At 33.4% G+C, this 14938-nt stretch carries 13 protein-coding genes; 6 read left to right on the plus strand and 7 right to left on the minus strand.

Translation table 11 applies throughout. The features are described from left to right. The first annotated feature begins 6 nt into the window (after positions 1–6). A complete protein-coding gene (locus tag BMY56_RS15450; RefSeq protein WP_091626247.1) occupies positions 7–1494 on the plus strand; it encodes a sodium:solute symporter in 1488 nt (495 codons plus the stop codon). Between the two features lie 6 nt (positions 1495–1500). Here BMY56_RS15450 and BMY56_RS15455 read toward each other — a convergent pair whose 3' ends face one another. From BMY56_RS15455 to BMY56_RS15470, 4 genes are all read right to left on the minus strand, one after another. Continuing rightward, complete coding sequence (locus tag BMY56_RS15455) at positions 1501–1860, minus strand: CoA-binding protein (RefSeq protein WP_091626249.1); 360 nt, start codon at positions 1858–1860, stop codon at positions 1501–1503. A 384-nt stretch (positions 1861–2244) separates the two neighbouring features. Then, positions 2245–3255 (minus strand): 3-oxoacyl-ACP synthase III family protein, encoded by a 1011-nt coding sequence (locus tag BMY56_RS15460; RefSeq protein WP_091626252.1) that lies wholly within the window; start codon positions 3253–3255, stop codon positions 2245–2247. A 117-nt stretch (positions 3256–3372) separates the two neighbouring features. Next, on the minus strand, positions 3373–4683 hold the full coding sequence (locus BMY56_RS15465; protein WP_091626255.1) for an ABC1 kinase family protein: 1311 nt from the start codon (positions 4681–4683) through the stop codon (positions 3373–3375). A gap of 17 nt (positions 4684–4700) precedes the next feature. Next, on the minus strand, positions 4701–5354 hold the full coding sequence (locus BMY56_RS15470) for a TetR family transcriptional regulator C-terminal domain-containing protein (RefSeq protein ID WP_091626257.1): 654 nt from the start codon (positions 5352–5354) through the stop codon (positions 4701–4703). Positions 5355–5723: 369 nt separating this feature from the next. Here BMY56_RS15470 and htpG point away from each other — a divergent pair, with 369 nt between their 5' ends. Continuing rightward, positions 5724–7616: a molecular chaperone HtpG gene (htpG, locus tag BMY56_RS15475; RefSeq protein ID WP_091626260.1), complete on the plus strand. Its 1893-nt coding sequence runs from the start codon at positions 5724–5726 to the stop codon at positions 7614–7616. Between the two features lie 71 nt (positions 7617–7687). On the opposite strand, the gene BMY56_RS15480 is transcribed toward htpG, so the two are convergent. Next, positions 7688–8500: an inositol oxygenase family protein gene (locus BMY56_RS15480; protein WP_091626263.1), complete on the minus strand. Its 813-nt coding sequence runs from the start codon at positions 8498–8500 to the stop codon at positions 7688–7690. A gap of 27 nt (positions 8501–8527) precedes the next feature. After that, on the minus strand, positions 8528–10126 hold the full coding sequence (locus tag BMY56_RS15485) for a solute:sodium symporter family transporter (protein WP_091626265.1): 1599 nt from the start codon (positions 10124–10126) through the stop codon (positions 8528–8530). A 159-nt stretch (positions 10127–10285) separates the two neighbouring features. On the opposite strand from BMY56_RS15485, the gene BMY56_RS15490 reads away from it, so the two are divergent. The 3 genes from BMY56_RS15490 to BMY56_RS15500 are packed head-to-tail and all read left to right on the plus strand — an operon-like array spanning position 10286 to position 13096. Beyond that, the gene (locus BMY56_RS15490; protein WP_091626268.1) at positions 10286–10921 is read left to right on the plus strand and encodes an MOSC domain-containing protein; all 636 of its coding nucleotides are present in this window, start codon (positions 10286–10288) and stop codon (positions 10919–10921) included. A gap of 19 nt (positions 10922–10940) precedes the next feature. Further along, positions 10941–12734 carry a DUF885 domain-containing protein gene (locus BMY56_RS15495; protein ID WP_091626338.1) on the plus strand — a complete coding sequence of 598 codons (1794 nt, stop codon included), beginning with the start codon at positions 10941–10943 and terminating at the stop codon, positions 12732–12734. A 2-nt stretch (positions 12735–12736) separates the two neighbouring features. Next, entirely contained in the window at positions 12737–13096 is a 360-nt protein-coding gene (locus BMY56_RS15500; RefSeq protein WP_091626271.1) for a DoxX family protein, read from the plus strand. Between the two features lie 55 nt (positions 13097–13151). Here the strand turns inward: BMY56_RS15500 and BMY56_RS15505 are convergent, their stop codons facing one another. After that, positions 13152–13736, minus strand: coding sequence for a T9SS type A sorting domain-containing protein (locus tag BMY56_RS15505; protein WP_091626274.1), 585 nt, complete (start codon positions 13734–13736; stop codon positions 13152–13154). A gap of 216 nt (positions 13737–13952) precedes the next feature. Between BMY56_RS15505 and BMY56_RS15510 the strand changes: the two genes are divergently transcribed. Then, entirely contained in the window at positions 13953–14825 is an 873-nt protein-coding gene (locus tag BMY56_RS15510; RefSeq protein ID WP_091626277.1) for an AraC family transcriptional regulator, read from the plus strand. Positions 14826–14938: the final 113 nt, after the last annotated feature.

The raw sequence follows: 14938 nt of genomic DNA on the forward strand, positions 1-14938 counted from the left end.
TAAATAATGAACGCCTCCCATATACTACTTTTGATTTCTGGCTATTTCGTTTTGCTTTTGATTATTTCATATTTCACTGGCAAAAACGATTCCAATGAAGATTTTTTTAAAGCCGGAAAACAATCGCCTTGGTATTTAGTTGCCTTTGGTATGGTTGGAGCATCATTATCTGGTGTCACTTTCATTTCGGTTCCTGGCTGGGTAGATGCTTCTCAATTTAGCTACATGCAAGTAGTGTTTGGTTACTTTCTAGGATATATGGTTACTGCATTCGTACTACTACCTATTTATTATAAACAAAATGTTACTTCTATTTATGAATATCTTGATGATAGATTTGGTTTTGTCAGCTATAAAGTTGGCGCCATATCATTTTTCATATCTAGGGTTTTAGGTGCTGCATTTCGATTATTCTTAGTAGCTATCGTACTGCAACAATTTGTTTTTGATGCTTGGAATGTTCCTTTCGAAATAACCGTCATTCTTTCTATATTACTTATTTGGGTCTATACATTTAGAGGTGGAATAAAAACTATCGTTTGGACAGATACTTTACAAACATTATTCATGCTTGTATCTGTCGGACTTTCTATTTATTTTATTTTGGATAAAATGGATTGGACCTTCATTGAGTTCTTAAATTCGCCAGAATTGGGGCAATACAGTAAAACTATTTTTACAGATGATTTTTCGTCAAAAAACCATTTGGTCAAATCATTTTTAGGCGGAATGTTTATTACTATTTGCATGACTGGCCTAGACCAAGATATGATGCAAAAAAACCTAACATGTAAAAATTTAGGGGAAGCTCAAAAAAACATGGTCAGCTTTAGTATTGTGCTCGTCGTAGTTACGTTTATTTTTATGTTGCTAGGTGCGCTTTTATTCATTTATGCCGACACACACAATATAGCAATACCACTCATGGATGGCTCACCAAAATCTGATTTACTTTTCCCCGAAATTGCCTTAAATAGTGGTTTAGGTATTACCGTTGCCGTAACTTTCATGCTAGGTTTAATAGCAGCGGCTTACAGCAGTGCGGATAGTGCACTAACATCGCTAACCACTTCATTTTGTGTAGATTTTCTCAACACTGAAAAAAAACCAAAAAAGGAAGCAAAGAAAATAAGGAGAATGACACATATTGGCATGAGTGTATTACTGATTATGGTAGTCATCTCATTCAAATATATTTTAGATAGAAATGTTATTGATGGTTTACTTACCGTAGCTTCTTACACTTACGGGCCGCTACTAGGTTTATTCTCTTTTGGTATTTTTACAAAGCATCAGGTAAAAGATAAATATGTCTGGATAGTTGCCCTAATCTGTGTTTCAATAATTCTTGTTTTAGCTAAACTACCAAATGAATATTTAGGTGGATATATATTTGGATATGAGCTACTACCTTTAAACGGTCTACTTACTTTCGTAGGACTTTGGCTTATTCGAAGTCGGCCAGCAGTGCCTAGTCTTAACGATATTGCTTAGGATTTTTTAATATCGACCGGTAGACAAAAGTACTAAGGTACAGGCCACATCGACTTCTATACCGTTCTTTTCAAGTAAACTATAAAATGTGGGATTTTCAGTACCCGGATTAAATATTACCCTACTTGGGGCTAAAGAAATTAGCTTATTAAAATATTCTTCTTGTCTTTTTGGGTTTAGATATAGGGTAATTGTATGAATATCATTAATTTTGTCAAAATTATTACTGATGTTGACTCCAGAAACCTCACCTTCCCTCAATCCGTAGGCTTGGGTTTCTATTCCAGAATCTACCAGTCTTCTTATTGCTAAGTTGCTATATCGAGCTGGGTTCAAGGAAGCTCCAAAAACAAGGGTCTTTTTCATCATATTAGAATGTTAAAATAGTACATATATGTAACTAATTGCGCAATATTTCGTCTATTAGTATAGTTAGATATTCTCTGAGTATTAGAATTTATTGTTGGTAACGCTATATGTTTATAGTTAATGGTTAGTGTTTAGTATAGCCTATCAGCATTATGAAGCCCGGCTTCCGATTTATTTTGGAATGTCCGGGTTTTTATCTTTCAAGACTCTCAAAAAAGCAAAATTTCTACACTATCTAAAATAAGTTACCCTCCAGCAGTAACAATAGATAAAAATATTCGTCTACTATATTGTATAGGTCTATTTAATAAAGAAGAATGGTTGGTTTTTTCTTGTTAAGTAAACTATATAGAACCCATGGCAAAACCATGGGTTCTTTATTTACCATCGTATGATCACACTACCCCATGTAAAGCCACTACCAAATGCGGCCAAAACTACAAGATCACCATCTTTAACTTTTCCTTCTTCCCATGCTTCTGTAAGCGCAATTGGAATAGATGCAGCCGTTGTATTACCGTATTTCATGATATTGTTGAATACCTGATCATCGGTAAGTTTAAATTTCTTTTGAATAAACTGCGATATTCTAAGATTTGCTTGATGGGGCACCAATAAATTTATATCAGTAGATTTCAGTTTGTTCTTTTCTAAACCTTCTATAATGACCTCGCTAAAACGCACAACTGCATTTTTAAACACAAATTGACCATTCATATAAGGAAAATAAGATTCATCATTTGGGTCATTATCCGCAATAATATCAGTAACCCATCTTTTGCCCATTCCTGGCGCAATCAATGAAAGTTCTTCAGCATGTTGACCTTCAGAATGCAAATGGGTAGAAAGAATTCCTTTAGAGTTATCTTCTTCTCTACTTAAAATAGCCGCCCCAGCGCCGTCACCAAAAATAACGGATACCCCTCTACCTCTTGTAGTCATGTCCAATCCGTGAGAATGGAGTTCAGAACCAATAACCAATACATTTTTATACATACCGGTTTTAATATATTGGTCGGCAATAGAAATTGCATAAACAAAACCTGAACATTGATTGCGAACATCTAAGGCACCAACAGTTTTAATACCTAAATCTCTTTGAACTAAAACACCTGGACCAGGAAAATAATAATCAGGACTTAATGTAGCGAAAACAATAAAATCAATATCATCTTTATCAATACCAGCTCTCTCAATAGCAATCTTTGCGGCTTTTACACCCATAGTTGTTGTGGTATCACCATCACCTGGCACCACATGCCTTCTCTCCTTAATACCTGTACGTTCTTGAATCCAGGCATCATTGGTATCCATTTTTCTTGACAAATCATCATTTGTCACTACGTTATCAGGAACATAATGACCTAAGCCAATTATTTTTGAATTATACATAGTAATATTTTTAACCTGAAGGATTTCAGGCAGAATTAGTGTTGCAATATAAACAAGAATTAATAATCAAGCTTAATAATGTAACAAACACCAGTAATAAGAATGTTGCTATAAATCTCAATCTAAGTATTTCTTAAAATTGTTCACCTTAATATTGGCTTTTAAATCGTGAAGTAAATTATATAACCCAAAAAAAGTACGGTTCATATAAAGAAAATGCTTTGATCCTCTATTTCCATTCATCTTTCTAATTTGCTTGTCAGAAGCAAATTGCTCTCCTAAATCTGCTATTTTACCCCAAAAAACCTCATCGCCGAAATCAAATTCCTCATTATGAAACGGAGATGTAAACAAACTCAGCAACTGATAAAAGAGTGCTTTAAAAAATTCTATTTCAACTGGTTTATCGGTTACCGTCAAAATTTCTAATTCATACAATTTATCTGTAAAAATCTTATCATTAGAAATATTCTCAGGATTTGCTAATTCGAAATAAGGTATATAAAACGAATCAGGAACCTCTTTGATGCAACCAAAATCAATGGCGATTAATTCATTCTCATCATTCACCAAAAAATTACCAGGATGTGGATCAGCATGCACTTTTCGTAAACCATGAATCTGAAACATATAAAAATCCCACAAAGCTTGTCCCAACTTATCCCCTGTTTCTTGTGAAAAATTTGTTTTCGTGAATTCACTTAGATGCTTGCCCGTCATCCAGTCCATTGTAATAATTCGTTCACTAGATAAATCAGTGTAGTATTGAGGAAATTTTATATTCGGTATACCTTTACAAGCCTTTGTTATTTCTATACTTTGAGCAACTTCTAGCAAATAATCCGTCTCCTCTATTAGTTTATTCTCTACTTCTTTAAAATATTTACCAGAGTCTTTACCTTGTAAATTAAACATTCGAATAGCTATAGGTTTTACTATAGCCAAATCACTACTAATACTCTGTGCAACACCAGGATATTGAATTTTAACCGCTAATGTTTTACCATCTTTGGTTGCCTTATGTACTTGACCTATACTTGCCGCATTTATAGAATCTTTTTCGAAAGTATCAAAAACTTCTTCTGGATATTTATCTAAGTATTTTTTGAATGTTTTACGCACTAAAGGGGCAGATAATGGTGGAACAGAAAACTGCGATAGAGAAAATTTTTCCACATAAGCATTAGGCAACAAATTCTTTTCCATACTCAACATCTGAGCTACTTTTAAAGCACTGCCCTTGAGAGATTTTAATCCGTCATAAATGTCTGTGGCATTATCCTCGTTCAGTTCGTCTTTCGTTGTATCAGGATTTATAATTTTCTTGCCTAAATATTTTGCATAATTACCACCAATTTTGGCCCCTGTACTAACTAGCTTACTAGCTCGTTCAATCTTTCCGGTAGGTATTCTATCAAGTGTTTTCAAATTGTAGGTTCGTTAGATTAGGCAAAATTTTCTTTGTAAAGAAATTTACCGAAATCGAGAATGTTCTCTAAGGGAGTATTATCGAATACATCAAATATAGTGTTGACAGATTTTTCTATTGCGACATCTGTCTTTTCAAAACCTGCCGAATCATCTGACTTCCAAAAATTCAATAAAAACATAAATTGTAACCAAGCACCTTCTGAGAATAACTGAGGATTATGCTTGGTGATTTTTGTATTTTTATTCTCATTACCAGCTACTATTAAACCTTTTGCGAACTCTTTTACATTTCTTCGCATGCCTTTAAGTTGCTCCATATTCTTAAGCGTATTAATAGACTGTTCCATTGCGAATAAAACATAACTTCTATTAAGGGTTAAAACCTCAAAAAAAGTATAGAAAAATGTGAGCATCTTATCTCTATTAGAAAAATCTTGATACTCTTTATTCTTCATCATAACACTAGATGCATTATCAAAAAAGGTAGTCCATATTCCCTTTTGCAATGTACTTATTGAGCCAAAATGTAAATAAAAATCAGATTCTTGTATACTGTTTACCTTACAAAACTTATAAACTGTCTTTGGCACTTCTTCATGCTCTAAAACATAGTCCATAAACATTGTAACAATAGATTCTCTCGATATTTTTTTTGCTTTTGTAGACATATTCAATAGTTTTTATAAAAGGTACAATGCAATTTTCATAGTTAGAAGTTTTTATGAAACATTAGCTTTTGTTTAGCAAAAACGTGCTATTAAAAAATAGCACGTTTCAAACAACCTAACCAATAAATAATCAACATGTGATTATGTGTAAAATTCTTTTTCATAGCACTTTTTCATAATCACAATACAAATATACATTATGTTTAACCTTTTATCGCAATAGATAAACAAAAAAATATGTTAAACTTTACAAGCACTTAAAACTGTCAGTTTGTCACAAACTACTATTGTGGTATTTTTTTTGACTTCACTGTATCAAACATTTATATAGCAATAGTCACTAGATTGGTGACATAAATAATATAACATATGGCAACAGGTAAAATTAATGTGTCTGTAGACAACATTTTTCCACTTATTAAAAAGTTCTTATATAGCGATCATGAAATTTTTCTAAGAGAATTAATTTCAAACGCTACCGATGCAACTTTGAAGATGAAGCATTTAACAACTATTGGCGAAGCCAAAGTTGATTACGGCAACCCTATTATTGAAGTTAAGGTCGACAAAGAAGGAAAAAAACTTCACATTATTGATCAAGGTCTAGGTATGACCGAAGAAGAGGTTAAAAAATATATCAATGAAGTTGCTTTTTCAGGAGCAGAGGAGTTCTTGAACAAATATGAAGATTCTGCCAAAGATTCAGGTATTATAGGCCATTTTGGTTTAGGTTTCTATTCTGCATTTATGGTTGCTAATAAAGTAGAAATTATAACTAAAAGTTATAAAGACGAGCCAGCCGTACATTGGTCTTGCGATGGTTCTCCTGAATTTGTAATGGAAGAGGCTCAAAAAGATACGCGCGGTACAGAGATTATACTTCATATAGCAGATGATTCTACCGAGTTCTTAGAAGATGGTAAGATAAAGAGCTTGTTGAGTAAGTATAACAAGTTTATGCCTATTCCGATAAAATTCGGAATGAGAACGGAAACCTTACCAAAACCAGAAGGAGCCAAAAAAGAGGATCCCGCACCAACAGTAGAAGTTGATAACATTATTAACAACCCTAACCCGGCCTGGACAAAACAACCTGCAGATTTAAAACCAGAAGATTATAAAAGTTTTTACAGAGAGCTTTACCCGATGCAGTTCGAGGAGCCTTTGTTCCATATTCACCTGAATGTAGACTATCCTTTTAATCTTACAGGTATACTTTACTTTCCAAAACTTTCTAATGACTTAAACCAACAAAAAGATAGAATTCAGCTTTATCAGAATCAGGTTTTTGTAACGGATAATGTTGAAGGAATTGTACCTGAATTTTTGACCATGTTACGTGGTGTTATCGATTCTCCTGACATTCCTTTAAACGTATCTCGTTCGTATTTACAGGCGGATGGTGCCGTAAAGAAAATATCTTCTTATATCACTAGAAAAGTAGCCGATAAATTAAACTCTTTATTTAAAAACAATAGAGAAGAATTTGAAGCAAAATGGAACGATATCAAAATCGTTATTGAGTACGGAATGCTTTCTGAAGACAAGTTTTTTGAAAAAGCAGATAAGTTTGCACTTTACCCAACGGTAGATGGTTCTTATTTCACTTTTGAAGAATTACAAGAAAAAATTAAAGCAATACAAACTGATAAAGATGGTAAGACAGTTATTCTTTATGCTTCTGATAAAGAAGCTCAACATAGTTATATAGAAACAGCTAAGGCTAAAGGATATGAAGTGTTGTTATTAGACTCTCCTATTATTGGCCACTTGATACAAAAATTAGAAAGTTCTAAAGAAAATATTTCTTTTGCTCGTGTAGATGCTGACCATATAGATAAACTGATTCAGAAAGAGGAGACTCAAATTTCTAAATTATCTGATGAGGAAAAGGAAACTTTAAAAACCGAATTGGAAAAAGTAATTGGAGAAAAAAGCAACTATACGGTTCAATTAGAAGCTATGGATAGTGATGCTTCACCATTTACCATTACAGAACCAGAATTTATGCGTCGTATGAAAGAAATGCAGCAAACCGGTGGCGGTGGCGGTATGTTCGGTATGGGTGCCATGCCAGAAATGTATAACCTAATCGTTAATACAAATAATGAGCTGGTCGGTGAAATATTAAATACCAAAACAGCCAAGAAAAAAGAGCGCTTGATCAATCAATCACTTGACTTGGCCAAGCTATCTAAAGGTTTACTAAAAGGTAAAGATTTGACAGAGTTTATTAAACGTAGTTATGAGATGGTGAAATAACCATTAGTATTACGCTATACTAAAAAACCGCTTCATAACTGAAGCGGTTTTTTATTTAATACCCCATAAGACTACCAATAGATAGGCTCAGTACCCAAATACTTTTCAGCAATTGGCTGATAATAATCCAGTACCTCATCTAAGTCATATACTTTCTGACTTTTGGTGTACAAATCGTATTTATTAAAATCTTTAATCAATTCTAAATAACCAGCATCTTTATCACTTAAGAGTTCTTTATAACTACCTCCAGAATGCCAAGGATAAAAGGAGTGGTAACGTATCATCACCATAGCCTCTTCCGGTAATTTATTTGTTCTATGATTGTTTAATACCTGATACAAATATTCATCATGGCCCCAAGCTAAATCTACATTATCTATACCACAGCCCTTTTCATAAATGCCTGTTGCTGTGTTATATTTTTCATTCTGCATGTCTTTATTAAGACTATTGAATTCAGGAAATACACATGTGCCTGGTAATGCGCAGCCTACTATAAATACATCTCCGACCATACCCCATTGTTCTGCTTGGCTCGTACCATCTTCATCAGACCCTTTTAAGAACATTACTTTACCCAGATCATGAATCAAACCTGTCAATTGCATCCAATCAGGTCTGCCATCTGCGCGTATAGCTTCTGCACTTTGTATTAAATGCTGAATGTTAGGTAAGTTAATATCCGGGTCACTTACATCAATAAGACTATTCAAATGACGCATGGCATCCCAAAGATCCATGGGCTTATCAAAAGTTAGATATTTTTTATGCATACGCTTTACATAATCTAAAGTTTGATTTTTTCTCATCTTACGATAATGTTCTTTTACTGCAACCGATACATCTGGTGCATTATAGTCTCTGAAAACTTTTTCTTGCATGAGTAAGAGATTAATTGTTAGATAAATTTACACATTCCCTAGAATTATATATAAAATCACTGTAAATAAAACTAAGAACAAGCTAAATGGTTTAGCATATTTCCAAGGTTTCAAATCTAATATTCCCGAGTCTTGCATCTCAAATTTCTTTTCCTTTGAAAAAAAGTACGAAGCCAAGTGCATGACTATTATATTCAGAATAAATTCTAATCCCCAAATGTGAACAAAATGAAGATTTACTTTAAATCCGAAATTCACGATGACATAAAAAAGCAATCCAAATAACAACCCAATTTTAGCTCCTGTAGCGGTAACCTTTGGAAATAAGAATCCTGCTATTATTACGCTAGCAATAGGAATGAAGAATATTCCGTTCAATTCTTGTAAAAGTTGATACAACCCTGCTGGAGCATTGGCTACAAAAGGTGCGATTGAAATCGCAAATACAGCAAGAATAGCTGATGTCAGTTTTCCTATTCTAACCAATTTAAGTTCGCTACTATTTTTATTTAGGTATCTTTTGAATATTCCCAAACTAAAAACTGTCGCCGCACTATTTAGGGCGCTATTAAATGTACTTAAAATAGCACCCATCATTACCGCAACAAAGAAACCTGTTAGCCAAAATGGCATTACTTTCTTCACCAACAATGGATAAATACTATCTTGATTATCGTAGTGGGTTTCTCCAAAATAATAAAATGCAATTAGCCCTGGTAAAACAATAATAAGTGGTACTAAAATTTTTAAAAGTCCTGTAAACAGTAACCCCTTTTGTGCTTCTTTTAAATTCACCGCGCCTAAAACTCGTTGTATAATCGACTGATGCATGGTCCAAAAATAAATCTGATTCACCATCAATCCTGTAAAAAGTACCTCGAATGGTAAAATTGCAGTTCGGGCTCCTTCACCGATACTCGATTCATTACTAATGACGTTAAATTTTTCCGGACTGTTATTAAACACCATTTCAAATCCACTAAAAATATTACCTTCACCTATACTCAACAATGCCAAAATAGGCACTAATAAACCCGCTACCAGAAGTCCAAATCCATTTATAGTATCGGTATAAGCAACCATTTTTAGTCCTCCAAATATGGCATATATCGCACCTAAAACACCTACAATTAATATGGTAATAAATATGCCTTGTTCTTGGCTAACTTCTAATAAATTGGATATTTCAAAAATCGCCTCAATATTTAAGGCTCCTGTATAAAGTACTATTGGCAATAGTGTAGCTACAAACGATATAATTAATAATAATGCTACAAGTGTTCGGGTTAATCCATCGAAACGTTTTTCTAAATACTCAGGTATAGTAGTCAATCCCATTTTCAAGTATCTAGGCGCAAAATATAAAGCACCTATTACTAACGCTAATGCAGAGGTCACTTCCCAAGCAATAATTATTGCACCATTTTTATAGGCAGAACCATTCATACCCACTAAATGCTCTGTCGAAATATTGGTTAACAATAGAGATCCTGCAATAACGATACCGGTTAACGATCTACCTCCTAAAAAATAACCATCTTGAGTGTTGAGTTTATCTTTACGTAGTTTCCAAGTTGCATAAAAGGCAACAAAGCCTGTAAAAAGTATGAATGTTAAAAATGCCATCAACGTAAATATAGAAAAATGATGTACACAGATTCGTAAATCATAATACTAAAACAGTATTCCTTTGATTTTAAGAAATTCAACCTATCCCTTTTTGAAACTCTAAAGATTGATTAACCATATTACCATAAATATTAGTGCTTTTTTTATCTTCACCACATGAAGGTAATTTCAACTAACACAGGAAGCTCAGTAACTTTTGAATGGAACGGTGAAAAAGAGCAAACTGGCATTTTCAAGTATCCCACTTCAAAAGGTTTATTCTTAAGACAAAACGATGTTAAAGATGACACCATTATAGACCGTGTTCACCATGGTGGCATCAATAAAGCCTGTTATTTATTCTCTTCAGATTACTATTCTTATTGGAAAAAATTATATCCTAATTTGAGTTGGGATTGGGGAATGTTCGGAGAAAATTTGACCATTGAAGGCCTTGATGAATTTAAAGTTCGTGTGGGCAATATTTATAGAATTGGAGAAGCTTTAGTTCAAGTTTCTCAACCGCGAGAACCATGTTATAAGCTAGGTATACGTTTCGAAACTCAAAAAATCCTCAAAGAATTCATCGCTCATAATCATCCTGGCACTTATGTTAAAATACTTGAAGAAGGCACCGTAAAAACAGGAGATGATGTTGTTTTAATTGAGAGGTCTTCAAATTCTCTTACGGTTCAACAATTTTATGAATTGATGTTTTTAAAAGAGAAGCCACGAGAACTTCTAACCCTATTTATGACCAATGAATCTGTACCTCAATATAAAAAAGACAGATTTAAGAAATACCTATCTTAAATTTAAAACAACACATTTAATGAAAAAAGCACTAATTATATTCACTCTAATTTTTGGGCTTAAAACTGAAGCTCAAATAAACAACAGTAAAGAAATAACCACTAATCCGACCATGCACAATGTCGGTTTCATTACCTTATTAACTCATTATTATGAGGACGGATTAAAGTTGAATCCATTAAACGCCACTTTTCAAGGAGATTACAGATACAATGACACCTTACCCAATTTTCTCGCTGCCGACTATAAGAAAGAACTGAAAAACTATTACTCCAGTTACTTAGATAAATCGAAGAGATTTGAAAAGGCTAAACTTTCAGAAAATGAGCGAATGTCATATGCCATTTTAAAATGGGAATGTGAAATTAACCTAGAAGGTTTAGAGTTTGAGAACTATACGCCAATCGATCAAATGTGGTCTATGAATTTAATGATTGGCCAATTAGCTGGCGGAAGCAGCGCACAACCTTTTAAAACTGTAGAGGATTATGACAATTGGCTAAATCGCTTAGTTGATTATGTGGTTTGGTTAAAATCTGCAAAGACTCAAATGGAAGCAGGAATTAAAGCGAAAAATGTACTGCCAAAATCTTTAATTAAAAAGGTATTACCTCAGCTGGCAAGTGTTGCCGATGCAGAATTGGAATTGAATTTATTCTACTCTCCTATTCAGAATTTTCCTAGTGAATTTACTGAGACCGAGCGAGCAAGGTTAACTTCTGATTATACCAAGCTTATTACCAATAAAATTGTACCAACTTATAAAGAGCTTTATAATTTTATGGCTAATGAATATATGAATGCTGGTCGAGAATCTAGTGGAATACAAGACATACCAAATGGTGATGCCTATTATGCCCATCAAATAAAATTATACACTACAACAACATTAACCGCATCAGAAATTCATGAAATAGGATTAAAAGAAGTTGCCAGAATCAGTTCTGAAATGGAAAAAGTCAAGAAGGAAGTTGGTTTCACCGGCACTCTGAAAGATTTTTTTAAAGAGGTTCGTACTAAAAAAGAATTGATGCCTTTTACCGACCCCCAACAAGTCATAGATAACTTCAATGACATACATAAAAAAATGACACCAAAAATAAATGCTTTATTCAGTAAGCAACCTAAAACTCCTTTTGAAGTTAGACGTACAGAAGCTTTTAGAGAAGCATCGGCAAGTGCCGAATATAATCCTGGCTCATTAGATGGTACTAGACCTGGTATTTTTTATGTTCCTATACCAAATGTATCATCATACAATATCTATTCTGATGAAGATTTATTTTTACATGAAGCTATACCTGGTCATCATTTTCAAATTTCATTGACCCAGGAGAACGAAGATTTACCTCAATTTAGAAAAACGTTATGGTATAGTGCTTATGGCGAAGGTTGGGCTTTATACACTGAGTCTTTAGGTAAAGAACTAGGTCTTTATCAAGACCCATATCAATACTTTGGTATGCTAGGTGCAGAAATGCATAGAGCAGTTCGTTTGGTTGTAGATACTGGCTTACATTCTAAAGGCTGGTCTAGGGAAGAAGCTATTCAATATTCATTGGATAATGAGGCTGAATCAGAAGCTGCTATTACCGCAGAAATTGAACGCTATATGGCAAACCCTGGTCAAGCATTATCATATAAAATAGGACAATTAAAAATTATGGAGCTTCGGTCTAAAGCAGAAGCTAGGTTTGGCAATGATTTCGACATAAAACTATTTCATGAAAAAATTCTTGAAGCTGGTTGTGTACCACTAGCTATTTTAGAAGATAAAATGATGAGTTGGATTAACCCAAATACAAAATTTTAATTATGATAAATCCTTGGCACTTATATGCAATGAGTGCGCTATATATTTTTGCAGGCATTATGCATTTTATAAAGCCAAAAATGTATTTAAGAATTATGCCTAGGTATCTTCCTTTTCACAGACCATTAGTATTATTAAGTGGATTTGCTGAAATAATGCTGGGTATTGGCCTGTTTTTTAGGTCTACAAAAGTAATTTCCCTTTACGGAATCATTGCTATGCTTGCGGTTTTCTTGCTAGTTCATTTTTATATGTTGACAGGCAAGAAGGCTGGCGCAGGTTTTCCTAGATGGATACTTTTATTAAGGTTACCCTTGCAGTTTGCTCTAATGTACTGGGCTTTTTATTACCTAAAAATTTAAACAAATAAAAAGGGGGCGCTCCCGTCCCCTTTTAATGAAATCAACTTAAATCAACTTAATTAACAACAAAATTTTCAGTGTACGTTTTGCCTTCAGACTTAACTGTTACTGTATATGTACCAGGGAAAGCATCTGCGAAATTGAACGCTTTTTCAACAATCATTTCGTCTGTTACTTCTTGTGCAAATACTGTTCTACTTTCAGCATCAAATATTTTTATGGACAACTTTGCTTTATCTAAATTTAAGTAGTTCAAAAAAATCATTTTGTTAGTCTTTCTAAAGAAAGGCTTTACATCTTCTGCTTTTTCAACGATGTTTACTGTATTGTTTTTTAAAACAATTGTATATGAATAGTTTTTAAAGTTATCGTCAGCTGAAAGATAATAGATACCATCTGTCAAATCTTTAAGATTTAATTTTTTGCTAAATAGACCTTCAGACATATTTTCAGAATAAATGACATTTAAGTCTGCATCCATTAACTTTACCTGTACACCTTTAGAAGAAGCATCCATAGTTAAAACCACACTTTTGGCTTTACCTACTGATAATAAGTTCAATTTAGGCTCTCTTGCCATGCCTGCTACTGTAGCGAACATAAAGGCAACTACTGTTGTGAATTTTACTAGATTTTTCATAATAAATTATTTTAAGGGTTAATGATAATTTATACTGCAAACATACAGTCGATAACTAGCTCTCACTACATCAAATTGTTCCAATACATGTGCTATTTTAACCTCTTTGCCTAATCTTAACACTACACATGTTAAAATTACACACATATAAGTTAATTTTGCAGAGACCTACTTATAATGGGTTATTTAATTTTATACTAGTAAACATAAAATAGCATGGTTAAACAGAAACCTACTTTCGAAGCTATAGAGCCAGATTTCGGGCATTCATTTACATACCAAAAATTTGATGAGCATAAATTGAATAAAAACAACCTATGGCACTACCACCCAGAATTAGAACTGGTATATGTAAATGGTGGCTCAGGTAAGCGACAAATTGGTAGTCATGTTTCTTATTATACTAATGGAGACCTAATACTTATAGGTAGTAATCTACCACATTGCGGTTTTACAGATGCCCTTACCGGCAATACAAGTGAAACAGTTGTGCAGATGAAGCTAGATTTCTTAGGACCAGATTTCTTTAAACTGCCAGAAATGAAGAAAATTGAAAGCTTATTTAATAGTGCCAGTGGCGGAATTGCCTTTTCTGGTAAGACAAAACGAAAAATAGGTGATAAAATGGAAGTTTTGGAATATCAGACCGATTTTCAAAGACTACTCTCTATACTTAATATACTGAATGAATTAGGAAATTCGGAAGATATGCGATTATTGAATGCGGAAGGTTTTTCATTCACTACCGATGTTAAGGATAATGACCGTATTAATATCGTATTCAATCATGTTAAGAATAATTTTAAAGAAGAATTGACTCTTGAAGAAATATCTTCTATGGTAAGTATGACCATACCATCGTTCTGTAGATACTTCAAAAAAATAACGAATAAGACATTTATACAATTCGTTAATGAATATCGTTTGGTTCACGCTTCTAAATTATTAGCAGAAAAACCAATGAGTATTACTGAGGTTTGTTTTGAATGCGGATTTAATAACTTTTCACACTTCAACAAATCGTTTAAAGCATTTACAGGGCAAAATCCGTCGGAATACAGAAATGAACTTAAAACAGTTTTGGTGTAGTACCGTTTCCTTTTAGGTTTTATATATTTATTGAATAGAAAGTCTATTAATGGCCATGACTATCTATCTAACAGAATTATTAAATAATACTTAAAGTTATACGCTCAATTCTG

The sequence above is a fragment of the Maribacter orientalis genome (assembly GCF_900109345.1).
In the GTDB taxonomy this organism is placed as follows: Bacteria; Bacteroidota; Bacteroidia; order Flavobacteriales; family Flavobacteriaceae; genus Maribacter; species Maribacter orientalis.